The organism is Butyrivibrio hungatei NK4A153, from assembly GCF_000424465.1.
Taxonomy (GTDB): Bacteria; Bacillota; Clostridia; order Lachnospirales; family Lachnospiraceae; genus Butyrivibrio; species Butyrivibrio hungatei_A.
Map to the genome: position 1 here is coordinate 77,187 of NZ_AUJY01000008.1, position 25,962 is coordinate 103,148.

Genomic DNA, 25,962 nt, shown 5'->3' on the forward strand with positions numbered 1-25,962 from the left:
ATGTTTTACGGCCAAGATGTTGCTATCAAAATATTTAAGCTTAAGATTTTGTGGTTAAGATGTTGCGGAGAAGGAGAATTTGAACACGTTGTATGGTCTTAGAGAGTGTATTGGGGCTGTAGGACCATGCGTTTCATGAATTTGAAGTGGGTATGAGAGAGTTTTGTGGCTGAGGGTATGGTCCTAGAGAATGTATTGGGGCGATAGGACCATGCGTTTCATGATTTCACAGGGATTATGAGAGAATTTTGGAGCCGAGAGCATGACCCTAGAGAGAAGTATTTGGCGATAGGACCATGTATCATGCAAAATCACGGGCTCTGTAAGCGGTTTGCGCCCGAAAAAGCATGACCCCAGAGAGTGTTTTTTATTAATAGGACCATACATCACATAAAAAACACATTCAGTGCCCTTTTTCAAGGCGGTTATGTGATATTATTACATGTGTTATTTTACTATGTGAGGTTCCTACTATTTAATATACCGCCGAGATGCCGGCGAATGGGAAAGCTTTCTTACTACATTAGTTTGTAGAGGAAAGCTTTTTATATGTGGTCCCTTGGGGACGGGGGTAGTGGACCATTCTCATTAAGTGAGTGTAGATAAATGCACCGTAGTCGTTGAATATATTAGAAATGAGGAGCAGAATAGTATTAAAGAATTACCGGATACTGATTATTTTAATGGAACGCGAAAGTGAAAAGAACTGATGGAAAAGATTAAGAATACGATATTAAACAGGAAAAAAATCATATTCTCTATCATTGTAGTTCTGATAGCCATATTAGGATATAAGTTATTTTGTCTTTCACTTGTAGGAAAGATGTATTTGAACGGTGATTATCTGTTTAAGATTGAAAAAGATCATGCAGTGCTAAAAGAGTACACCGGTACTTCTGAGATAGTAAAGATACCAAAGAAGATAGCAGAAAAACCTGTTACAGAGATTTTCTATAATGCATTTAGCAGAAACCTCAATATCAGAGAAGTTGAATTTCCATCAACTATGCGAATTATAGATAACCATGCCTTTGATCAGTGTTCCAATCTTGAAAAAATAAAGTTTAACGGTTGTTTGGATGAAATAAGATACAGAGCATTCGGAGGCTGCGAAAAATTAACTGAATTAGAGTTCTTCCCCAATTCAAAAACCCAGGTTTTTCCTTGGGCATTTGAAAGTTGTTCCAATCTTAAAACGGTTAATGTAAATAACGCTCCGATTACTTTAGAGTGGTATGCTTTCGCTAGTTGCTTAAGGCTTTTAGAGATAGTTGGTGCGGATAATATGCGTGCGGATATTGGTTCTTTCTTTCATTCAGGACTGGAATTTACGGTGAAGCGGGAGAATGGATTTACATATTTTTCAAATTTTCTGCTGGGTTACACAGGAAATGAAAAGGATATATATATACCGGAAGGTATCAGATTTATAAGTTATAGATGTTTTGGATATCTGGATTATTATGACGTATCCGGTATTCATTTTCCAAAAGGTTTTACAACAAAGCGTTTTTTGCTTGAATTCAATAAGGATATGATAAAAAAGAATGGAAAGGTAAAGCTTTATTTTGCAAATACTGAGGCTTTTTTTGAAGATTATAAAGACAACACCGATGAGCTTTTCTTTCAACCTAATGCAAATGAAAATGATGAGTATATAAACTTTCTTATTGAGGATTGCATTATTGTAGGACCTGAAGATAGCGCCGCAGTTCAGTTCGCGAAGAATCATGGAATTGAATATACTATAGAGGAATCTTAGGAGTAACAATTTTATGCGAAAACCAAAAAGCTTTCTTACTACATTGATATGTAGAGGAAAGCTTTTTATATGATATAATAGAAGGCAGTTATAGCTTGTTTTTTCAGTGATTTAGTAATTTTATATTTTAGATTTCAGTGCACCACAGCTTTAAAAATATCAAAAAAAGCGGAGCAACTACATGACTACTGCAGATCAGACGCAAGAAATTCTTTATGTAATCACGAATCACAAATTTCCAAGCGAAAATTGCAAAGTATATGTGACTCTGCAGAGGAGAAGAATGACCGGTTTAATCAGGCTAATATTTTGAAATTGATCTATTGTCATCATGATATTACCGAACAGGATTTGCAATACGCACATGAATGCCTGGTTTCCTCACACAAGGCGCCCAAGTCTTGGTTTGGCCCGAAGAAGACTGTCTGCAAAAAATTACTGGGAGCTACATATAATAACGAAAGAAAAAGAGCTTTTCAATGAGGCACAAAACTATGGGATTGGATTTATCGACGGGAAGTATCTTGTAGAATGGCAAGAGTGGAATCCTCCGGGTGATAAACCACATACATGGTTTAGAAGTATACCTTATGCCAATTATTATGATGCATTTACGACATTAAAACGCATAGCTGAATATGATGTGTCGTTTGAGTACAAAATAGTAAGGTTGGTAATAAAAATGTATTTTATGCACTATGATAGTGAAACGGTAAATAATAATATTATAAGAAACAGCGATGTTTACGTGGATAACTCGGAAGGGGGATTAAATGGCCCATTTAAGTTATTACATGTAGAAACCAAACCTTTAGGATGTGAAAATCAGTATAGTCTGAAAATGTCAGGGGATGGGAAACTTGCCTCTTGGTATAACCTTAAAGTAACAAACACAAGAGTAGAAGCATCGAAACGTTTTGCTTTTATTGGGGTATTGGCAAAGATTGTTTGGTGGATTGTTTTTATCTATACAACAATATGCGCTTATATGATTTCGGATCTATATGAGGCCTATCAGGTAGAGCCGGGAGATTATCAGATTTTAGCAGTTTTGTATGGAGCTCTTTTGATAGCTGCTTATATGTATGATGGCTGGAATAAATCTACCGAGAAGATACTTGAATTGTACATGAACAACTTTGCACTGGGCGACGCGAATGTGGAATTAATGGATAAAAAGCTATCTGATATGTATCATGACACCATGAGTAAGGTGGCAAGAAATAGGGCGGAATACGGAGCGGAAGTTATTAGTGACGAGCTTAAAGCTGAATTAAGTATTGAAAGTAAAGTAAATGTAGAGATTTCTTTCCTTATTCCAAGAGAGAAGCGTTGTGACAGTTTTTTGGCAAAAAAGAATTTATCGGATCCTGTTGCGGGATTGAAAGAGGCTGTAAGCAGATGCTATTCATCGGATGATCCGGAGGAAGAATGGGAAGACGATCCACTTATTCTATTGGATAAGATGGAAGAGATTTTTTTATTACCTCTTGGAAACGATGTTTGTGATGCATTAACAAGTATTCTTTCATATTCTGAAAATGATGACTTAGAGGACATCAGAAAAACGGCAAGTGAATATTATAATGCAGTAGAAGATGAGATTGGGCGACCATATGCTTTCTATAGAACTGCGCATCCTTTGACAGAAAAGCAAAAGAGAGCATTAGGGGCGGTTTGTCATATGGATAAAATTGATAAATTGTTTGTTGCTGAATATCAGGAATATCTTATGTATGTTCTTATCTATGATAAACATGAACATTCGGCGTATTACGGTATCTGAAAATAATTACATTAAAAGATTTATTATTTTCTTATAAAAAATATTGTGTTTTTATGGGAAATAAAATATACTAGTAACAACAGAACCCAACACGCCTCTCAACGATGCGGACCACGTTGGGTCTTTTAATTCTTAGGAGAAATTTATGGGGGAATTGAAGCAACATCAGCCGCCAATGACGATTGATGAACAAGTTGAGAACTTAAAAGTACTAGGACTCACAATAAAAGATGAAGAATATGCTAAAAAGATACTGAATGACATATCTTATTTTAGACTGATCAAAGCCTATAGTTTAGGCTTTAAACCTAAAAACGGAAAGTATTCTTCCGGAGTAACATTTGAACAAATCGTAGAATTGTATTTATTCAATGCCAATTTCAGGCAACTTACCTTTGCAGAAATAGAAAAGATTGAAGTTAATGTTAGATGTAGAATAGCAAATTATTTTGCGGAAACATATGGTGTTCTGGGGTATAAAGAGTCTTCAAATTTTATAAATAAGAAACGTCATGATGTTTTTTTGGAAGATATAAAGGAAGAAGTTGGAAGGAATTCAAAAGCTCCTTTTGTAAGAAACTTTGAGGAAAATTATGAAGGTGCCGAATTACCTATTTATGCTCTGGTAGAGGTGTTCAGTTTTGGAACTTTGTCAAAGTTCTATAAGAATATGAAAAATGCAGATAAGAAAGCTGTAGCTAAGAGCTTTGGGATTGGATACACATATTTGGAAAGTTGGTTAGAGAGCATTTCTTATGTCCGTAATATATGTGCACATTATGGACGACTGTACAATGCTAAATTATCAAAAACTCCAATTTTATATAAGGAATATTCACAAGCAGGTATAGGAAATAATAGAATGTTTGGTGTTCTTCTTTGTATGAAGCAGATTTTGAAAAATGATTCTCATTGGAATCTATATGTAAATGAAATTGCTGAATTGATAGATAAATATGAAAAAGTAGATGTGAAAACAATGGGATTTAATGATGACTGGAAAGAATTATTGGAGCTGTAAAATGGGTAGTGTATTGAAGACGAATCGTATTTTTGTAAACACAGACTTCAAAATAAAATTTTATGCTTGACAACTCATATATGTGAGAGTAGAATCATAAAACATAAAGACAAGGGCGTCTTAGAGAATAACTCTAAGGCGCTTTTTCTGTTTTTCGGGCTGTAACTGTGTGTTTATGCCCTGATGCAATCGGTATAATATTTCCGGAGTATTATAATCTCGGTTGTATACAAGTATTCGTGGATTAAAGAATATTTGTGGAATCGTTGAAAAATCGAGGAATGAGGCGGTTTTTCACAGAAGCGATTTATAAATAAAAAATAATATCAATTCTGATGCAATGGGGCATCAACCTTCTACGGTATTAGTAGATGGCTGATGTCCTGTTGTTTTTTGTTCAAAAACGAAATAGATATTGAACAAAAAGGGAGAGGAGAAATTGTATGAGTGAAGAAATCTTAAGTGCAATAGACAGTAGTGTCTTCGGTGTCTGGTTCCTCATTGGAGCAGCATTAGTATTCTGGATGCAGGCCGGATTTGCAATGTGCGAGGCCGGTTTTACAAGAGCCAAGAATACCGGAAACATCATAATGAAGAACCTTATGGACTTTTGTATAGGAACCGTAGTTTTCATCTTAATCGGATTTGGACTTTTTCTCGGTGAGGATATGGTCGGAATCATCGGAAAACCCGGATTTGACATTTTTACAAACTATGCAAACTTTGATTGGTCCAACTTTGTATTTAACCTTGTTTTCTGTGCTACTACAGCAACAATCGTTTCAGGATCGATGGCTGAGAGAACTAAGTTCTTATCATATTGTGTGTACTCGGCAGTCATTTCAGCAGTTATCTATCCTATTGAAGCACACTGGACATGGGGCGGCGGCTTCCTTTCGCAGATGGGCTTCCACGATTTCGCAGGTTCCAACTGCATTCACATGGTAGGTGGTATTTCAGCACTTATCGGTGCAGCAATCCTTGGACCCCGAATCGGTAAGTTTGAAAAAGACAAGAACGGAAAAGTTACAAAAGTAAATGCTTTCCCCGGTCACAACCTTGTAGCTGCATCACTTGGTGTATTCATCCTTTGGCTTGGATGGTACGGATTCAACGGAGCAGCTTGTACTTCAATCGATCAGCTCGGATCTGTATTTGTAACAACAACAATAGCACCTGCACTTGCAACAGTAACATGCATGATCTTTACATGGGTTAAATATGGTAAGCCTGATGTTTCAATGTGTCTCAACGCATCACTTGCAGGTCTTGTAGCTATCACAGCTCCTTGTGATGTAACAGATGCTTTTGGTTCGATCATCATCGGAATCGTTGCCGGACTTCTTGTTTGCTTCGGTGTTTGGTTCCTTGATTATAAGCTTCACGTAGACGATCCCGTCGGAGCAGTTGCAGTACATTGCTTAAACGGTATCTGGGGAACACTTGCTGTAGGTCTTTTTGCAACAAATACAGCACCCGGTTATTCAATCGCCGACTCAGCAGGAAATGAGCTTGTAGGTCTTTTCTACGGCGGCGGATTCAAGCTCCTTGGATTACAGTTCATCGGTATGATCTGCACAGCAGCTTGGACAGCAGTAACTATTACAATTACTTTCCTTGCTATTAAGAAGATTATGGGACTCAGAGTTACAGAGGAAGAAGAAATCCTCGGACTTGACTCCACAGAGCATGGACTTGCATCAGCATATTCAGGATTTGCCATCATGGATGTTTCAAACACCTTGAATATGTCAGTTAACGAAAATACAGACCTCGGAGTAAGTTCTTACGAAGAGGCTTCAGAAATACAGAAGAAAGCTTCGGTGCCTGTTGTTACAGCACCTGTACATACAGAATCAGGAATTCATAAAGTTGTTATTATCGCTAAGTTGTCCCGCTATGACAAACTGAGACGTGCGATGAACGAACTCGGCGTAACCGGGATGACTGTTACTCAAGTCATGGGTTGCGGCATCCAGAAAGGCTCAGGCGATATGTATCGCGGAGTTGAGATGGACGCAACCCTCCTTCCTAAGATCAAGTTGGAAGTGGTTATCAGCAAGATTCCTGTTGAAGATGTAATTGAAGCTGCTAAAAAGACTCTTTATACCGGCCACATCGGAGATGGAAAGATCTTCGTTTACAGCCTTGAAAACGTCGTAAAGATTCGTACCGGCGAAGAAGGAGCAGCGGCGTTGGCTGACGTTGAGTAGGCTGTGAGAACTTAGCGAGGTTTTACCGAGCTTAGTTCGAACGTCTTACGTCGAGCGAAGCGAGAGGTAAGTTCCTTATTTAAAGGTATAAAGGTAAATAAATTCATGCAACAAAGGCGTTTGCGCAATAGCCATTAAGGCAATATATACAATAGTTTGCGATTTTGTGCCACTACGATGAGACTGACAGGCTCATCGTAGTGTTTGGCACAATCGGAGCAAAATATTGTATATATTGCCGCCCAGGCTATTACACAGACCGTTTGAATAAATGAAACACCGGGAGGAAGGATAAAGTATGTGCGCAATTCTTACATACGCTAGAGCAGATGCTGCTCAGGAATTTTTTGAAGAAATGTTATATAAGACTCATTCCAGAGGCCCCGACATGTCGAGAACTCTGAAAGTCAGCGAAGGATGGATGGGATTTAACAGACTCTCCATCATGGGACTGAATGAAGCGGGGATGCAACCCTTTTCATTAAATGGAAACGCAGTTATATGTAACGGAGAGATATATGGATTTGAGCATATCAAAAAATATCTCATTTCCCTGGGCTACAGCTTTAAGAGCGAAAGTGATTGCGAGATACTGCTTCCTCTTTATGAGAGGCTCGGAACCAAAATGTTCGGACTTTTGGATGCCGAATTTGCATGTGTGATCTATGACGCGGCAAAGAGAAAGTTCATAGCCGCAAGAGATCCGATCGGTATCAGACCTCTTTATTACGGATACGACGATGAAGGACACATCCTTTTTTCATCGGAACCAAAGAATATCATAGGTACATGTCGGAAAGTTATGCCTTTCCCGCCCGGACATTACTACGAGGACGGGGAATTTGTATGTTATAAGGATATGACTGACGTAAAAGAAATTTCGACAGACAGCCTTGAAGTCATAACAACAAAGATACACGACAAGCTCGTAAACGGAATAGAAAAAAGACTCGACGCTGATGCGCCCGTAGGATTCCTTCTTTCCGGAGGGCTTGATTCATCACTTGTTTGCGGTGTTGCCGCAAGACTTTCGGACAAGCCGATTGAGACATTTGCGATTGGAATGGATATCGATGCAATCGACCTTAAATATGCAAGGGAAGTTGCGGAGTACATTCACAGCAATCACCACGAAGTCATAATCACCAAAGATGATGTGATAGGCGCACTTGAGCCTGTTGTTGAGGCACTTGGAACTTTCGATATCACAACGATAAGAGCTTCCATAGGAATGTATCTTTTGTGCAAATGGATACATGAAAACACCGATATCAAAGTAGTTCTTACAGGTGAAATCTCAGATGAGCTCTTTGGTTATAAATATACGGACTTTGCTCCGAGCGCCGAAGCCTTCCAGGAAGAGGCAAAAAAGAGAGTGAGAGAGCTTCACATGTACGATGTCCTCAGGGCAGACAGATGTATCAGCGTAAACTCACTCGAAGCAAGAGTTCCTTTCGGAGATCTTGATTTTGCAAGTTATGTAATGAGCATAGATCCCGAAAAGAAGCTCAACACATACGGAATCGGAAAGTTCTTATTAAGAAAGGCTTTTGAAAAAGATGAAGTTATTCCAAGATCGATCCTTATGAGAGAAAAGGCAGCTTTCTCAGATGCCGTAGGACATTCGCTCAGGGACGACCTTATTGAATATGCTGAAGGGAAATACTCTTTTGCAGATCTTGAAACAATGAAAAAGAAGTACACTCATGCAACTCCATTTACAAGGGAGTCTCTCCTGTACAGAGAACTGTTTGAGAAGTACTATCCCGGTCAGTCAGATATGGTAGTAGATTTTTGGATGCCCAATAAGAGCTGGGAAGGATGCAATGTTGACGATCCTTCCGCAAGAGTTCTTTCAAACTACGGAGCATCAGGAAAATAAATATTAAAAACGGAGGAAATTAAAATGATCGATGCAGAGAAATTAACAGAAGAATTTGGATGTCTTGTTTTTAATGACAAGGTTATGAAAGACAGGCTTCCTAAGGACATATACAAGGCAGTTCACAAGACAATTGAGAAAGGAACACATCTTGAGCTTGATGTAGCAAATTGCGTTGCTGCAGTAATGAAAGAGTGGGCAGTAGAGAACGGTGCAACACACTTTACACACTGGTTCCAGCCTATGACAGGTCTTACAGCCGAGAAGCATGACAGCTTCATTTCACCTACAGAAGACGGCAAGGTTATCATGGAGTTCTCAGGAAAAGAGCTCGTAAAGGGTGAGCCTGATGCTTCAAGTTTCCCTTCAGGAGGACTTCGTGCAACATTCGAAGCAAGAGGATATACAGCTTGGGATCCTTCATCACCGGCATTTATTAAAGACGGATCTCTTTACATTCCTACAGCATTCTGCTCATACGGCGGAGAAGCTCTTGATAAAAAGACACCTCTCTTAAGATCAATGGAGGCTCTTTCAAGAGAAGCTGTTAAGATGCTCAAGCTCCTTGGATATGAGGATGTTAACAGAGTAAGCACAACAATCGGTTCAGAGCAGGAATATTTCCTTATCGATAAAGAAGATTACAAACTCAGAAAAGACCTTCTTTTCACAGGTAGAACACTTCTTGGTGCGCCTGCAACAAAAGGTCAGGAGATGGAAGATCACTACTTCGGTGTAATTAAGCCTAAGGTTTCAGCATATATGCACGATCTTGACGAGGAACTCTGGAAACTCGGAATTCCCGCAAAAACAAAGCACAACGAGGTTGCTCCTTCACAGCACGAGCTTGCACCTGTATTTGAGACAGCAAACATCGCTGTAGATCACAACCAGCTCACAATGGAAGTTATGAAGAAAGTTGCTGACAAGCACAACTTCGCATGCCTCTTACATGAGAAGCCATTCGAGGGAATCAACGGTTCAGGTAAGCACAACAACTGGTCTGTTTGCACAGATACGGGAATGAACCTCTTAGATCCCGGTAAGAACCCCGGTGAGAACACTCCTTTCCTTGTATTCCTTATGGCAGTTATCGCAGCTGTTGATGAGTATGCACCACTTCTTAGACTTTCCGTTGCATCTGCAGGAAACGATCACAGACTTGGCGGAAACGAGGCGCCTCCGGCAATCATTTCAATTTTCGTTGGTGACGAGCTTAGCGAAGTACTTAAGGGTGTTGAAGAAGGAAACGCATACCACAGCAAGGGCAAAGTACAGATGGGTATGGGAGCAGAAGTTCTTCCTCACTTCACAAAGGACAACACAGACAGAAACAGAACATCACCTTTCGCATTTACAGGTAACAAGTTCGAGTTCCGTATGCCCGGTTCTGCAGTTTCTGTAGCAAACGCAAACATCGTTCTTAACACAGCTGTTGCAGAAGAAATCACAAAGATCTATGCAAAGCTTGAAGGTGTTTCAAAGGAAGAGCTCAGCGATAAGTTAGCAGAAGTTCTTAAAGAGACACTTAAAGAGCACAAGAGAGTTCTCTTTAACGGAAACGGATATACAGACGAGTGGGTAGAAGAGGCTGCAAAGAGAGGACTTCCCAACCTTAAGTCACTTCCCGATGCACTTCCTTACTTCAAGGAAAAAGAGTCAGTTGACCTCTTCACAAAGCACGGCATCTTCACTAAGGAAGAGATTGATTCAAGATATGAGATTCTCCTTGAGAACTACTCAAAGTCAATCCACATCGAGTCTTTGACATTGCAGGAAATGGCTAAGAAAGACCTCATGGAAGGACTTATCGCATATCAGAGCGATCTTCTTGAAGAGGCAGCAGGAAAGAAGAGCCTTCTTGGAGAAAAGAGTGCAACATTCGAGATAGAGACACTCAGAGCAATTGACGAAGCTCAGGGTAAGATGAGCGAAGCTCTTAAGAAACTTGCAGCTGATACAACAGTTGCTGAGGGTAAGACTGAAGTTCTCGAACAGGCTTCTTACTACCAGAAGACAATTCTTGCAGACATGGATGAAGTGAGAAAGTATGCAGATGCTGCAGAAGCACTTGTTCCTGACAGCTATCTCGGATATCCGACATACGGACAGATGCTTTTCTCATTAAGATAAAAAGGAAAAAGGAAGGATAAAAATGGAAACTTGGATGAATGAACATGATGCCTGCGGTATAGGTGCAGTCATCAATATAGACGGAAGTGCAGACAACAAAGTTCTTGACGATGCGCTCAAGGTAGTAGAAAAACTTGAGCACAGAGCAGGAAAAGATGCAACAGGAAAAGTCGGTGACGGTGTAGGAATACTTGTACAGATTTCTCACAGATTCTTTTCTCTTGAAGCAAGAAAAATCGGTATTTCTCTTAAAGAAGCAGGCGATTACGGAATAGGGATGTTCTTTTTTCCTCAGGACCCTATGAAGCGTATGTTTGCAAAGCGCATGCTTGAAGTCATTGCAGAAAAAGAAAACCTTAAGGTACTCGGTTGGAGAGATGTTGAGACTCATCCCGAAATTCTGGGAGAGGTTGCAAGAAACTGTATGCCTCATATTTCTCAGTGCTTTATTGAGAGACCTTCGGATGCGGCAAGAGGAATTGAATTTGACAGACGTCTTTACTGCCTTAGAAGAGAGTATGAGAAATCTTCTGAAGATACTTACATCTGTTCATTTTCATCCAGAACCATTGTTTATAAGGGAATGTTCCTTGTAGGACAGCTTCGTAAGTTCTACGAGGACCTCCTTTCTCCTGATTACAGAACAGCGATTGCGCTTGTGCACAGCCGCTTTTCAACTAACACAACTCCTTCGTGGCAGCGAGCTCATCCGTACAGGATGATCGCCCACAACGGAGAGATCAATACTATTCGCGGAAACAGCGACAGAATGCTTGCCAGAGAAGAGACTATGTCTTCGGACGTTTTCGGTGACGATCTTTCAAAGGTTTATCCCGTTATCTCATCTTCGGGTTCTGATTCCGCAATGCTCGACAATACACTTGAGTTCCTTTACATGAATGGAATGGATCTTCCGCTTGCAATGATGCTCGCAATTCCCGAGCCTTGGAAGCACAACGACTTCATGGATAAGGACAGAAAAGATTTCTATCACTACTATGCGACAATGATGGAGCCATGGGACGGCCCTGCGGCAGTTCTTTTCACAGACGGCGAAGTATTTGGCGCAACACTTGACAGAAACGGTCTCAGACCGTCCAGATATTATGTTACAAAGGACGGAAGACTTATCCTTTCATCGGAAGTCGGTGTCCTTGATATTCCTGAAGAGAATATCGTAAAGAAATCACGTCTTTCACCGGGACATATGCTCCTTGTTGATACAAAAGAGGGACGCATAATCTCTGATGAAGAGTGTAAGAACAAGTACTCACAGGCTAAGCCTTACGGTGAGTGGCTTGACAGATATCTTTTACACCTTAATAAGCTCAGCATTCCCAACAAGAAGATTCCTACACATACACAGGAGATGAGGGATAAGCTCTACAAGGTGTTCGGATATTCATATGAAGATGTTAAACAGCAGATTCTTCCAATGGCGATGAACGGCATAGAACCTACAGTTTCCATGGGTACAGATGTACCTCTTGCTATGCTTTCAACTCATCACCAGCCGCTTTTTTGCTATTTCAAGCAGCTCTTTGCGCAGGTTACAAACCCGCCGATCGACTCTCTTCGTGAGAAAGTCGTTACAGATACAACCGTTTATATCGGTTCCGACGGAAATCTGTTAAAAGAAAAGAGCGACAACTGCAGAGTTTTGGAAGTTAATAATCCGATACTTACAGGCGTTGACCTGATGAAGATAGAAGCTCTCAATCAGCAGGGCTTTTCGGTGAGAAAAATCTCACTTTTGTATTACAAGAATACTCCCGTCGAGAGAGCTTTGGAGCAGCTTAACATATCTGTAGACAGAGCCGTTGCAGACGGAGTTAACATCATTATCCTTTCAGACAGAGGAGTTGACGAGAACCACATGCCGATTCCTTCATTGCTTGCGGTTTCATCTGTTGAGCAGCATCTTGTAAGGACAAAGAGACGCACAGCCGTATCACTCATCCTTGAGAGCGGCGAGCCAAGAGATGTTCACCAGATCGCTACACTTCTTGGTTTTGGTGCAAGAGCGATTCATCCTTATCTTGCTCAGGAGTGCATTGCCGAGCTCATAGATATAGGAATTTTGGACAAAGATTATCATACCGCTATTGCGGACTACAACAAGGCACTTCTGGGCGGCGTAGTAAAGATCGCTGCAAAGATGGGTATCTCTACTTTGCAGTCCTATCAGTCTGCGAGAATTTTCGAGGCTATTGGTCTGTCAAAAGAGCTTGTTGATAAATACTTTACAGGAACAACCAGCAGAGTTGGCGGAATCGGCATAGAGGAGATTGGTGAGGATATTGAGCTTCGTCACGATAAGGCATTCGATCCTCTCGGACTTTCAACCGATTCAACACTTGATTCTATCGGCTTCCATGCGCTCAGAAGCGGTGATGACAAGGAAGACCACATGTATAACCCTAAGACTATCGTTACTTTGCAGAGAGCGGTAAGAGAGGGCGACTACGATAGATTCAAGGAATACACACAGATGGTTGATGACGAGGACAGACCTCATACATTGAGGGCTCTTTTGTCCTTCGTACCTGCTAAAAAGCCTGTTCCGATCGAAGAGGTTGAGAGCGAAGAAGAGATTGTTAAGCGCTTCCAGACAGGTGCTATGTCATACGGTTCTCTTTCAAAAGAGGCACACGAGACACTTGCCATAGCTATGAACAGACTCGGCGGAAAGTCTAATACCGGTGAGGGCGGTGAAGACGTTGCACGTTTTGGAACTGAGAGAAACAGTGCCGTTAAGCAGGTTGCATCGGGAAGATTCGGCGTTACAAGCAGATATCTTCAGAGCGCACAGGAAATTCAGATCAAGATGGCGCAGGGAGCAAAGCCCGGAGAGGGCGGACACCTTCCCGGAAAGAAGGTATACCCTTGGGTTGCAAGCACACGTTTCTCAACACCCGGTGTTGCACTCATTTCACCTCCGCCGCACCATGACATCTATTCAATAGAAGATCTTGCGCAGCTTATTTATGACCTTAAGAATGCAAACGACAGAGCAAGAATCTCTGTTAAGCTTGTTTCTGAAGCAGGCGTTGGAACAATAGCTTCAGGTGTTGCAAAAGCAGGAGCACAGGTAATCCTTGTATCCGGATATGACGGAGGAACAGGTGCCGCACCTTCATCTTCGGTTCACCATGCGGGACTTCCGTGGGAGCTGGGAGTAAGTGAAGCACACCAGTCACTTGTAGATAACGGACTTAGAAGCAGAGTAGTTCTTGAGGCAGACGGTAAGCTCATGACAGGTAGAGATGTTGCCATCGCAGCACTTCTCGGCGCAGAGGAGTTTGGTTTTGCAACAGCTCCCCTTGTATGTATGGGCTGCATGATGATGCGTGTATGTTCAAAAGACACATGCCCTGTCGGAATCGCAACTCAGAACGAAGAGCTCAGAAAGAGATTTACAGGTAAGCCTGAGTATGTCATGAATTTCATGCTCTTTGTCGCAAGACAGCTTCGTGAGATCATGAGTGAACTCGGATTCAGAAAGCTTACCGATATGGTAGGAAGAACAGATTGCCTTAAGATGAGAAGTGTTCGTGGGGCCAGATGCAAGGACGCTGCAGATCTTAGCAGAATTCTTGACAGCAAGTATGCCGGAATTGAAAAGAATCACTTCGATCCTAAGGATGTATATGATTTCGGACTTGTTAATACTTTGGATTCAAAGGTTCTTATTCCTGAGTATGAAAAAGGAAAGAATGCACTTAAGGCTTATGCTGTAAAGGCAAATGAAGATGAGGAAAGAAGAGCATCCGAATCTGAGAGAGTAAAGATGAAAGTCGATATCTCAAGTACCGACAGAAGCTTTGGAACACTGCTTGGAAGCAGAGTTACAAGTGACTTTAAGAATACTCTTCCCGAGGATTCCGTATTTGTCGAAGCATACGGCGGTGGAGGACAGTCATTCGGCGCATTCCTTCCAAAGGGCGTTACGCTTAAACTTTACGGTGATGCCAATGACGGATTCGGCAAGGGACTTTCAGGCGGTAAGGTCATCGTAAGACCTTCAGAGAAAGCTACGTACAAGGCACATGAGAATATAATCATCGGTAATGTCGCTCTTTACGGTGCTACTGCCGGAAAAGCTTACGTATGCGGTGTTGCGGGAGAGAGATTCTGCGTAAGAAATTCAGGCGCAATCGCTGTTTCCGAAGGATGTGGAGATCACGGTCTTGAATATATGACAGGCGGAAAAGCGGTTATCCTTGGAATGACAGGTAAGAACTTTGCTGCCGGTATGAGCGGCGGAATCGCTTATGTACTTGATAAGGAGCATACTCTTTATCTTAGAATGAACAAAGATATGGCATCTCTTTATGAAGTGACCGAAAAGTACGATATTGCAGAGCTTAAGTCGATTCTTGAAGATTATGTAAAAGAGACCGGCTCTGAATACGGAAAAGAAATCCTTAAGAACTTTGACAGCTATATTCCCGACTTTAAGAAGATAGTTCCCAACGACTATCAGAAGATGCTTACGGCTATAAGCAAGTTTGAGGAACAGGGAATAGACCACGACCACGCAGTGTTGGAGGCATTTAAGGAATTGGCATGAACAGCGCATCGGCGCGACAAGAGTCACAAGTGACTCTTGAGCTAATGGGTTACTTCACTTCATATATAAATAGGAGATGTAAAATGGGAAAAGAAACAGGCTTTCTTGAATATAGAAGAACAAATAATAAAGATATCCTGCCTGAAGACAGAATTCTTAACTTCGAGGAGTTTCATGCTCCTCTTGATGTAAAGGAGAGAAGAGAGCAGGCCGCAAGATGTATGAACTGCGGAGTTCCGTTCTGTCAGTCTGCAATGAATCTTGGCGGAATGGTAACGGGATGCCCTCTTCACAATCTCATCCCCGAGTGGAATGATGAGATTTACAAAGGACACGACGGACATGCTTTTGCAAGACTTCATAAGACAAGTAACTTCCCTGAGTTTACGGGAAGAGTATGTCCGGCACTTTGCGAAAAGGCATGTATGTGCGGACAAAACGGCGATGCCGTAACAGTTCACGACAACGAGCTTTACTTAATAGAAACAGCTTTTGAAAAGGGCTATATCAAACCCGTAGTTCCTGAAATAAGGAGCGGCAAGAAAGTTGCTGTAATCGGAAGCGGCCCTTCGGGACTTGCCGTTGCCGATGAGCTTAACCACAGAGGACACAGTGTTGAGGTTTTTGAGAGAGACGATGAGATCGGAGGACTTCTCATGTATGGAATCCCCAACATGAAGCTTGATAAGAGCGTTATAAAAAGACGCAGAAAGCTCATGGAGGAAGAGGGCGTTGTATTCCATACAAATTCAGACGTTGGGAAAAATGTGAGTGCGGCAAGCCTTAATGAGAAATTTGATGCGGTGGTTCTTTGCTGCGGTTCCAAGAAACCAAGACCTCTTAATGTAGCAGACCCCGAGAAAATCAAGGGTGTTTACAATGCCGTTGATTTCCTTACACAGACAACAAAGGCACTTATGCAGTGCTCTGATAAGAGTGCACAGACTCTTTCAAAGCACGGCGGATTTATAGATGCAAAGGGCAAGAATGTTGTTATCGTAGGTGGTGGCGATACAGGTAACGACTGTATCGGAACGGTTATAAGACACGGAGCAAAGAGTGTTACCGCTCTTGAGATGATGCCTAAGCCTCCTGTAAACAGAGCTGCTTCCAATCCATGGCCCGAATGGCCCAAGGTTCTTAAGACTGATTACGGTCACGAGGAAGCAATCCATGTTTTCGGTGAGGATCCGAGAGTCTATGAGACAACGGTAAAGAATGTTACAACCGACAGCAAGGGAAATATCAAGAAGATCGAAACTGTTAAGGTTACTTTCAAGGACGGTAAGTTAACAGAAGTTCCGGGATCCGAGAAGACCCTTAAGTGTGATATCCTTCTTATAGCTGCAGGATTCATCGGTTGTGAAGACTATTCGGCAGATGAATTCGGGCTTAAGAAGAGTCAGCGCGGAACGGTTGTTACAGAGGCTGACAGCTATCATGTACCGAATACAAAGCTCTTTTGCGCAGGTGATATGCACCGTGGACAGTCGCTCGTTGTTTGGGCGGTCTATGAAGGACGAAGCTGTGCTAAAGAAGTGGACGAATATTTGATGGGCTATACAAATTTATAAAGAAAGAATATTAGGGAAAACTCCTTTATCCATCAACTCTCTGACGGGGGTGATGGGTAGAGGAGTTTTTGCTATGTAAACTCATTTATAACAAATGATTACAACAAATTTAACTTTTATGTTGCAAAAGTAGGGCGAGTGCTCTATAATAATAACTACCAAGGCTGAATACTTGTAAGAAAATGTTAAGCTAGTTTTTATAAAAAGAGGAGTTAATTATGAGAAAAAGCCTAATAGTTATGGTAATGTGTCTGGTCGTTGCATCAGGGTGTATGGGATGCGGATCAGAAAAAGAGTTAAGCGTTAACGATGTTGAAATTAATCCTATAGTTGAAGATAAACCTGTAGTAGTAGATGAAAACGGTAAGGCTATTAAGAGCGATAAGATTGCTGACGATCTTGAAACAGTTTTTGAGAAATTTGAGGGCTCATGGATATTTGATTCAAGACGGGGGGCAGCGGTCATGATCGAAAGAGCAAATGAAACAGATTATGTTTTACCGGGAGCATCATGGGTGGTAGCTATTTCAGGTGGCGACATAATGACAGATAAAGATGTTGTTGATTATACCCAAAGTACTATTTCTTTTTGTAAAAAGAATTCTGATGGGGATTACTATTATAAATTGTCTTTTGGGGATGACGTTAAGAGCATCGAGATGGCGTGTGGTGACACACAGAACGCAGCAGATTCGGTACTTATCTGCAACGAGAAAAGTGAGGGATGACTTCTATGAAATTTAGTAATACGGAAGCCATAGCCGGTAATTTATTTTTTTTACTAATGATACCTGCCGTACTTTTTGTAGGTTGCTCATTAGATGGTAATATGCCCGGGGGGACAGATGAGGCTATAGATAACAAAATTGTTGATGTAAGCAGTGCAGGCGATTATTCAAAGGAGGGGAATGATAGTAGCACATATGATAATGCTTTAAGCGCAGTAGATTTCGAAAGCTTCCTGGGAGTCGAGGGGATGACTCCTGCGGATTATAATGCTGAAGAGTTTTGGAGCGCTAATGATGTCGCAAAGCTTATTGAGGAGTATGAAAGTATTGAGATAGTGAGCTCCAGCTATGAGGATGGAGCTTCACAACCTCTTTACACCAACAATTATTGGTATTCAAAGGAGTACAGTGCGAACAAAAATGAGCCGGGAGATTCCTTTATTGTCAAAGATAATGTCAGGGCGGTAAGTCGTCCGAGCTATATGAACTCAGATAATAAGGAAGAGACCGGAATAATGATCGAGCTTTATTCTTCGCCGGATTGCAGAATGGCGAACGTTGCAGAAAATGTTTATGCGAAGAATGATGAAATGCCGATCGGGCGTTGCCTTAAGGGAAATGGAGAAGTGTATTTTGAGATAGAGAGAATAATAGATTATTCAAATGAGGAGGCGCTCGATAATAAGGAACTTAAGGAGAAGACCACAAAATGGGGAATGGTCTTTGACGAGGAGACTAAGGTATTAAAAAGAGCTGCGATCACTTCCGCAAATGTTTTGGGAGGAGTTATTGATACTCGTTATTATGAAGTGAAACTTGGAACCGGTATGCCGGAAATGTTTACAGCTTTGAAGAATGTTCTTGATGAAGATCTCGCAGCTTCGGATGAGGATTCCAGAAATATACATTTTGTATACGGAAACGGAAATCCTGTAAAGAAGGAATGCGACTATAAAGTCAAGAAGGGAACTAATGTAATTTTTGAGACATCGAAGGATAATCTGTTTCTTGATGAAAACGGAACTGTTCCTTACGATCCGTCAGATCTTACAAGCAACATAACGGTTTATAGAATAAAAAAATAATGACATAATTACATAGATAGCACTGTAATCGTGAGGACAGATATGTACAATTTGTACGTTAAATCCTAAATTGTATATATTTGTCTTTGCGAATACAGCGAAGACAAATATTTATCTTACTTACCCTAATTTAAAACAAATTTATTTAATAGGAAATTTCTCCGGATTTCCTATTGAATAAAGATTAAACCCTACAAGCTGATCACTTGTAGGGTTTTAATTGTACATTTTTTTAATTTAGGGTTAAGTGCTAATTGCTATATTTGTTGCAACGCCGTTCTCAACCGTGATCTCTAAGTAAAGTTCTGAATCTGCAAGATCGGCGAGTTGCTTCTTGAATTCATCGGCCGTCTGTACTTCCGGTCCGCCTTCTCCGCCTTGGAGCTCGTAGTTTGTATTTTTATCGACAGCGAAAGAAAATATACCGTCTTCTGAAACGGAAATAACATCCTGTGATGCATTTTGGCGGTAACCGTAGCTACCTGCGATACAGAATGCATCATCTGAAAGTTCTGATGCGTAAACTATTTTCTGCTGAGCGCCTGTCTCATCGGGAACACCGGCCTCATCCTTCTTTGATGCTATGAGATATGAGGAATAAATTCCGTCGGTAATTGTCTCAACTGCATCCTTCTTAAGCTTTCCTTCGGCTTTTGGAGAAGATTCCTTGGAAGTGTCCGCAGCTTCTTCCTCTACATCAAGGTCTTCAACATCCTCGTCATCAGAATTTGATCCATCTATAAGTCCTGTAACTTCCTCGCTAACCTGATCGAAAACGTCTGACGAACAGCCCATTGAAAATGCTCCAATGCACATGCAAAAGAGCATAATCAGTACTTTTCTCTTCATAACTTATTTCTCCTCAAATATTAAATCTTTCTTAATTTTATCACTAGTTTTTTAAAAATCAACAGATGAAGGGGAGGACATTTTTAAGGAAAAATATGTAAAAAAAATCCTCATGGACAACTAAATGTCCATAAGGATTCTGAAAAACGATATTATTATGAGCTGATTGAAACTGACTTAGCAACGCCACCTTCAACAGTTACCATAAGTATGAGCTCTGAATCGGCACAGCTTGAAAGAACCTGTTTGAAACTATCCAAAGGAACCTCTTCGGGACCGTCCACTCCGCCGAGCATAGTGAACTTTGTGTTAGCATCAACCTTGAATGAGAATGAATCATCATCTGAGTTTGATTCCATCTCGCCGCCCTCAACACTGCTGTAGCCATATACACCTTTAATAAGTAACTCACTGTTTGTAAGTGCTGTATCATAGGCTATACATGAAACATTTCCGTCTTCGTTAGGATTTCCGGCACGGTTCTGACCCGATGATTGAAGAGTAGCGGTATAGAAACCGTCCTCGGTTACGGGAGTTGCACTTCCGTTCTTTACAAGATCGCTGTTCTTGAAAGGATCTTCTCCGTTGCTTTCCTGTGCAACAGATACAGACTCGCCGTCCTCTGTCTGAATATCACTTGGTGCTTTTACCTCAGAATCATCAACTGTTTCTATCTCAAGATCGTTAACATCTTCCAAATTCTGGAGCTCTTTAAGATCGTCAAGCGAACAACCCATTGCCATAACTCCAATGCACATGCTAAGTAGCACGCCAATTATTCTTTTCTTCATAAAAAACTCTCTCCTCAAAACATTAATTCTTTCTTAATTTTACCACAACATTTTATTTTATCAAGCATTTATCGTTGAAAAATAAATAATAATACATGACCTGCTAAATCAGGTTTTATCTTGCATATAAGAGGACACTGACCTATAATGTACTTTAAATTTTTTGTTTTGGAGATCTGAGATGTTTAGTAAGATTTGTAAGTTTATAAAAAAAGAAGCTGTACTCACAATTTCTTTTGTACTGGCGGTTGTTTCAAGTTGTTTTATCCGTCCCGATGCGGAATATATAGGGTATATAGATTTTAGGACGCTGAGTATTCTTCTTATGCTAATGCTTACGATGGCAGGGCTCCGGAAGTTCGGAGTTTTCAAGCAGGCGGGAGAGTATCTTGTCTGCAAGGCGAAGGATACAAGAGAGATGATAGCGATTCTTGTTGCACTTTCTTTTTTCTCCGCAATGGTAATTACAAATGATGTGGCGCTTATAACTTTCGTGCCGTTTACGATAATATCCCTTGAGATCGCGGGACGTACCGATATGCTTATTATTACGGTAGTTCTTGAGACAATTGCGGCTAACCTTGGAAGCATGCTTTTGCCGATAGGAAATCCGCAGAATCTCTATCTTTATTCAAAGGCGGGAATGTCTCTTAAAGAGTTTTTGGGATGTATGCTTCCTTATTCGGTGTTCGCGTTTGCACTCCTTGCTGCGGTTATCTATTTTAAGGCTGACAGGTCGGGTATAGAGAAGAGCGGGAAAAACAGTTATATGAGAACCGGTAAGGAAAAGAGATTGATCGCATTGTACGCGCTTACTTTCGTATTTGCGATCCTTGTTGTTGTAAGAGTTGTTCCTTATGAAATAGCACTTGCCTCAGTACTTGCACTTGTACTTATATTTGATGCAAAGACGCTTTCAAAGCCTGATTATTCATTGCTATTTACGTTTGTTTTTCTTTTTGTCTTTATCGGAAATATGAAGAGGATTCCGGCTTTTTCAAATGCTCTTTTATCCGCCGTTAACGGAAATGAAGTAGTGCTTTCCGTTGCGCTCAGTCAGGTTATAAGTAATGTCCCTGCGGCGATTCTTTTATCCGGATTTACGGGAAACTATGAAAAGCTGATAGTAGGAACGAATTTCGGCGGACTTGGAACACTTATCGCGTCAATGGCGAGCCTTATCTCTTTTAAGCTCTATTGCAATACCAAAGATGCGAACAAGAATAAGTACATTCTTGTGTTTACGGGATATAATCTGCTGTTTCTGGCGGCTCTTTCTTTTGCCAGAATGGGACTTTCTTCCGGAGCCGGCAGGACGGTAATGAACAGCCTTTCGTTTATAAAATAAAGGGCGTAAATAGATTCATATAGAAAAGAGGTATAAATATGTACATGGAACCTGAGAAAATTACTTGCAAGAATGGCAAAGAATACAAGATGACATCAATAGGACCTGACAACGTAGTGGAATACTTGGATTTAATGTATCAGGTTTCAAGTGATACACATTATATGACCAGGTACGGCGATGAAGTTAAGCGTGATGAAGCGGGAGTGGAGGCTGAGAAAGCCAGACTTAAAAAACTTGCGGATGACGATCGTCAGGCTATGATCTCTGTTTTTGACGGGGAGAAGATAATAGGAAATGTTGCGGTTTACAGTAGCGGAGCGATTCACAGGAAAGTGGCTCACCGTTGCAGCATGGGAATCGCTATCAGAAAAGAGTACCGCGGAATGGGACTTGGAAATATACTTGTGAACCGTGCGATCGAATTCGCCAAGGAATCGGGCTATGAGCTCATGGAGCTCGGAGTGTTTTCTGACAATGAACCGGCGCACTCTTTATATAAGAAGATGGGCTTTACCGAGTGGGGATGCCTTCCCGATGCGTTCAGGCTTGATTGCGGCAAGAGTGTTGACGAGATAACAATGTATAAGAAGCTCTAAGAGGTATGGCTACCGATGGCCCTTTGGGGACGGGGTTAGTGGTCTATTTTACATGCGATAAAGGAGAGTTGAATGCGAGTAAGTGAAAGTTGTGCGGAATGTCTTTTTAACCAGCAAAAGAATCTTACGGATGATAAGGATTATCTTGCTGAGATAAAGGCGATAATAGACGGAAGAGATGAAGATGATACGGCGCCGTATCTTGTATATAGAATTAACAGTGTTTATGAGGGACGCTTTGGTAAAAAGGCTTCCTATAAGGATGTGAAGAGAAAGTACAACGACCTTGTGATGTCCATGGAAGATGACCTTAGAAAGAAGATAGAGAGCTCGGAAGATCCGCTTTTTAAGGCGCTCGTTTTTGCGAGAATCGGAAATTATATAGACTTTGGTGCGATGAACAATGTTGATGAGAATACATTTCTTGCTTTGTTCGATGATCCGAAGATGAGAAGCGAGGATGAGGCTGATATCAAGTCACTTTTTGCACAGTGTGAGACTGCAAAGAAGTTCCTTTTGGTTGCTGATAATTGCGGAGAGATCGTGCTGGATAAGCTGTTTCTTGAGCAGCTTGTAAAAAAGTATCCGCAGCTTGAAGTGTCAGTTATGGTAAGAGGCGCTGATGTGCTTAACGACGTAACACTTGAAGATGCCGAATATGTCGGACTCAGCAAAAAATACAGGATTATCCCAAACGGCAATTCTGCGGCGGGAACAATTTATCATATGTTGTCGGATGAGGCCAGAAAGGCTATAGACAGCGCGGAGATCATTCTTGCAAAAGGGCTTGGAAACTATGAATCAATGTGTAAACAGGGGAGACATATCTTTTTCTCATTCCTGTGCAAATGCGAGCTTTTCACAAGCAGATTCAATGTGCCGAGACTAACAGGGGTGTTTGTTGAGGAGAGAATAGCGGATTAAGATTTAAACGGCACCCGGTGTTAGCATCGGTGTGCCGATTATTATAAAAAGGTTATGGAGGAGGAAGAAATTATGAAGACTATCGGACTTATCGGAGGAATGAGCTGGGAGAGCACGATTACTTATTATGAGATTCTTAATAAGGAAACGGTGGCGAAACTTGGCGGATTCCACAGTTCTAAGATTATGATGTACAACGTTGATTTTGCCGAGCTTGAGGAAAATATGAGTAAGGGCAACTGGGACGGCAATGCGCAGATTCTTACCGATGCGGCAGTGAGGCTTGAGAAGGCGGGGGCTGATTTTATCGTGATCGCTACCAATACAATGCACAAGCTTGTTCCGCAGATTGAGGAAAAGATAAATGTTCCGATTCTTCATATTTCCGATGCCACCGCCGATGCGATAAAGCGCGACGGTCACAAGAAAATTGCGCTTCTTGGAACTAAGTTTACAATGACACAAGACTTCATCAAAGACAGACTTGTTAAAGCGGGACTTGAGATAATGATTCCCGATGAAGAAGATATCGAGCTTGTAAACAACGTTATCTTCGATGAACTTTGTCTTGGAAGGGTACTTGATTCCTCTCGCAAGGAGTATCAGAGAATCATTTCATATATGAAGGATCGCGGCGCAGAGGGCGTTATCCTTGGCTGCACCGAGATCGGTATGCTGATCAAAGAGGAGGACAGTGTTCTTCCGACATATGATACGACAATCATTCATGCAACCGAGGCTGCAAGGTTGGCACTTGCGTGAAGTGGTCTCTTGGGGACGGGGTTAGTGGCCTATTTTGATAAAAATAGATCATGACTCCGTCTTTTTTGACCTATTATAATAGAATAGAAGGGATAAAGATGAAGATAAGAATAACAAATGATGGAAACGAGCAGGATATTGCGGATGTCTTTGAGATGCTTAAGGCGTATAATTTAAGTAAGCTTGAAACCTCGGATGTAGATCCGGTCGGCGTTTACTATGATGATGAGAGCGGTAGGAAACTTGCGGGGCTTACAGGCGAGACTTTTGGAAACTGGCTATGTATCAAGTACCTGGTTGTGGATGAGAGCTTAAGAGGGCAAGGCATCGGGAGCAAGCTGCTTAAGGCTGCTGAGGAAGAGGCTAAGAAGCGCGGCTGCAAGTATTCTTTCGTTGATACATTTTCTTTTCAGGCGCCTGCGTTTTATGTGAAGCATGGATATAATGAAGTCTTTGCGTTAAAGGAGTACCCGATAACGGGAGCGAGATATTACTATACTAAGGAATTGTGATAGACGAGGCGCGTATATGAAGTAGCTGACCGATGGATGATTGAGGGAATCACAGGTAAGAATTGCATGAGAGACGGGGCTGAGAGTAACATGATATATGCGCAGAGTAAGTATAGATAGTTTGTGAAGGAACTGTGCGGTGCAAAAATGAAGAAGTGCACCGTACGGATAACCTGAGAAGGGACTGTGTGGTGCAAAAATGAAGAAGTGCACCGTACGGATAACCTGAGAAGGGACTGTGCGGTGCAAAAATGAAAAAGTGCACCGTACAGATAGCTTGTGGAAAAACTGTGCGGTGCAATAATTAAGGAGCATACCGTACAGATAGTTTATGAAAAAACTGTACGGTGCAAAAATGAAAAAGTGCACCGTACGGATAACCTGAGAAGGGACTGTGTGGTGCAAAAATGAAGAAGTGCACCGTATGGATAACCCGTGAAGGAGATGTGCGGTGAAAAAATAAAATGGCCCCCAAGAAGTGGACATTGCCAAAAAGCATTTTGGCAGGATTTCAAACAACGAATTCGACATGTGGACACAAAAGTAGCTGTAAATTTATGTGAAAAGTTAGCTAATATGCGAAGCATAGTGGAGCAAAAGGAGGACAATCTATGCCAAACGAAAACGGAACATGGATAATGTACGGCGTATCATGGAATGATCCTGAGTGCCTTCACAGCGTGGAAGAGGCGATTGATTACATAAATGAGGTAGGTTTTTTGCCTTTGTTTAAAAATGAGATTCCGGGCTTTTCGATTGAGGAAAGGACTGTGCCGAAATATTGGTGGTGCGGCGATCCGGAAGTTGACCCGTGGGAGTGGAGAGAGCTTATAGCGCGGAGCGGCAAGGTTGCCTATGGGAAGTTCTTTGATAAAAAGGCGGGATTTATCTCTGAGAAATGGCTTCCGTATTTTGTGAATGTCCGCAGGGACGGCTATGACTTTGATGCGCTTTGGGAAGATGGCAAGGCATCGGCGAAGCAGCGCAAGATTATGAATCTTTTTGCTGAAGAAAATGAAGATGCAGAATATTATTCCAATGAACTTAAGGCGCAAGCGGGCTTTGGCAAGGGCGGAGAAAAGAACTTCGACGGCACGATGACAGGACTTCAGATGCAGACTTATCTTTGCGTTCGTGACTTTAGGCAGCGCAAGAACAGGCTTGGCGAAGAGTATGGTTGGCCAATCGCGATATACTGCACGCCTGAGCATTTGTGGGGATATAAGCATGTGACTAAGGCGTACGGCGAAACGCCGCAGGAATCTGCAGATAGAATCATGAAATATATGAACGAAACCTATCCTATTGCGACAGAAAAACAGATTAAGAAGATAATAGGATTAAAATGAATATGCCAATTGCAACTGAATAGAAAAACAAGAGGATTATTGGACTGAAATGCATATGCCGATTACGACAG

The 25,962-nt window shown here is 41.5% G+C and carries 18 protein-coding genes; 16 read left to right on the forward strand and 2 right to left on the reverse strand.

All coding sequences use genetic code 11. From position 1 onward, the window contains the following. Positions 1–709 precede the first annotated feature (709 nt). From G628_RS0105975 to G628_RS0106020, 10 genes are all read left to right on the forward strand, one after another. On the forward strand, positions 710–1,762 hold the full coding sequence (locus G628_RS0105975) for a leucine-rich repeat domain-containing protein (RefSeq protein WP_026654194.1): 1,053 nt from the start codon (positions 710–712) through the stop codon (positions 1,760–1,762). A 364-nt stretch (positions 1,763–2,126) separates the two neighbouring features. Next, on the forward strand, positions 2,127–3,548 hold the full coding sequence (locus G628_RS0105980) for a hypothetical protein (protein ID WP_155833774.1): 1,422 nt from the start codon (positions 2,127–2,129) through the stop codon (positions 3,546–3,548). Positions 3,549–3,693: 145 nt separating this feature from the next. After that, positions 3,694–4,569 (forward strand): Abi family protein, encoded by an 876-nt coding sequence (locus tag G628_RS0105985; protein WP_027208705.1) that lies wholly within the window; start codon positions 3,694–3,696, stop codon positions 4,567–4,569. Positions 4,570–5,012: 443 nt separating this feature from the next. Further along, a complete protein-coding gene (locus G628_RS0105990) occupies positions 5,013–6,782 on the forward strand; it encodes an ammonium transporter (protein ID WP_026668222.1) in 1,770 nt (589 codons plus the stop codon). Positions 6,783–7,080: 298 nt separating this feature from the next. Then, positions 7,081–8,664 carry an asparagine synthase B gene (gene asnB, locus G628_RS0105995; protein ID WP_027208706.1) on the forward strand — a complete coding sequence of 528 codons (1,584 nt, stop codon included), beginning with the start codon at positions 7,081–7,083 and terminating at the stop codon, positions 8,662–8,664. Positions 8,665–8,688: 24 nt separating this feature from the next. Further along, positions 8,689–10,797, forward strand: coding sequence for a glutamine synthetase III (locus G628_RS0106000; RefSeq protein ID WP_034500675.1), 2,109 nt, complete (start codon positions 8,689–8,691; stop codon positions 10,795–10,797). A 22-nt stretch (positions 10,798–10,819) separates the two neighbouring features. Continuing rightward, a complete protein-coding gene (gltB, locus tag G628_RS0106005) occupies positions 10,820–15,370 on the forward strand; it encodes a glutamate synthase large subunit (protein ID WP_034500676.1) in 4,551 nt (1,516 codons plus the stop codon). 83 nt (positions 15,371–15,453) lie between these two features. Further along, positions 15,454–16,944 (forward strand): glutamate synthase subunit beta, encoded by a 1,491-nt coding sequence (locus G628_RS0106010; RefSeq protein WP_027208709.1) that lies wholly within the window; start codon positions 15,454–15,456, stop codon positions 16,942–16,944. Between the two features lie 218 nt (positions 16,945–17,162). Then, a complete protein-coding gene (locus G628_RS0106015; RefSeq protein WP_026654212.1) occupies positions 17,163–17,672 on the forward strand; it encodes a hypothetical protein in 510 nt (169 codons plus the stop codon). Positions 17,673–17,677: 5 nt separating this feature from the next. Continuing rightward, positions 17,678–18,757, forward strand: coding sequence for a hypothetical protein (locus G628_RS0106020; protein WP_155833775.1), 1,080 nt, complete (start codon positions 17,678–17,680; stop codon positions 18,755–18,757). A 243-nt stretch (positions 18,758–19,000) separates the two neighbouring features. On the opposite strand, the gene G628_RS0106025 is transcribed toward G628_RS0106020, so the two are convergent. After that, positions 19,001–19,606: a hypothetical protein gene (locus G628_RS0106025; RefSeq protein WP_027208711.1), complete on the reverse strand. Its 606-nt coding sequence runs from the start codon at positions 19,604–19,606 to the stop codon at positions 19,001–19,003. 155 nt (positions 19,607–19,761) lie between these two features. Further along, positions 19,762–20,397, reverse strand: coding sequence for a hypothetical protein (locus tag G628_RS0106030; RefSeq protein ID WP_026654215.1), 636 nt, complete (start codon positions 20,395–20,397; stop codon positions 19,762–19,764). 181 nt (positions 20,398–20,578) lie between these two features. Here G628_RS0106030 and G628_RS16585 point away from each other — a divergent pair, with 181 nt between their 5' ends. From G628_RS16585 to G628_RS0106060, 6 genes are all read left to right on the forward strand, one after another. Beyond that, positions 20,579–21,745 (forward strand): SLC13 family permease, encoded by a 1,167-nt coding sequence (locus G628_RS16585; RefSeq protein ID WP_081670578.1) that lies wholly within the window; start codon positions 20,579–20,581, stop codon positions 21,743–21,745. A 38-nt stretch (positions 21,746–21,783) separates the two neighbouring features. Beyond that, complete coding sequence (locus G628_RS18050) at positions 21,784–22,344, forward strand: GNAT family N-acetyltransferase (RefSeq protein ID WP_051199054.1); 561 nt, start codon at positions 21,784–21,786, stop codon at positions 22,342–22,344. Between the two features lie 72 nt (positions 22,345–22,416). Next, positions 22,417–23,268, forward strand: coding sequence for a damage-control phosphatase ARMT1 family protein (locus tag G628_RS0106045; RefSeq protein WP_027208712.1), 852 nt, complete (start codon positions 22,417–22,419; stop codon positions 23,266–23,268). Between the two features lie 72 nt (positions 23,269–23,340). Next, positions 23,341–24,030 carry an aspartate/glutamate racemase family protein gene (locus G628_RS0106050; protein WP_027208713.1) on the forward strand — a complete coding sequence of 230 codons (690 nt, stop codon included), beginning with the start codon at positions 23,341–23,343 and terminating at the stop codon, positions 24,028–24,030. A gap of 92 nt (positions 24,031–24,122) precedes the next feature. Beyond that, positions 24,123–24,542 carry a GNAT family N-acetyltransferase gene (locus G628_RS0106055; RefSeq protein ID WP_420354236.1) on the forward strand — a complete coding sequence of 140 codons (420 nt, stop codon included), beginning with the start codon at positions 24,123–24,125 and terminating at the stop codon, positions 24,540–24,542. A gap of 611 nt (positions 24,543–25,153) precedes the next feature. Beyond that, positions 25,154–25,891 carry a hypothetical protein gene (locus G628_RS0106060; RefSeq protein WP_026654219.1) on the forward strand — a complete coding sequence of 246 codons (738 nt, stop codon included), beginning with the start codon at positions 25,154–25,156 and terminating at the stop codon, positions 25,889–25,891. Positions 25,892–25,962 lie beyond the last annotated feature (71 nt).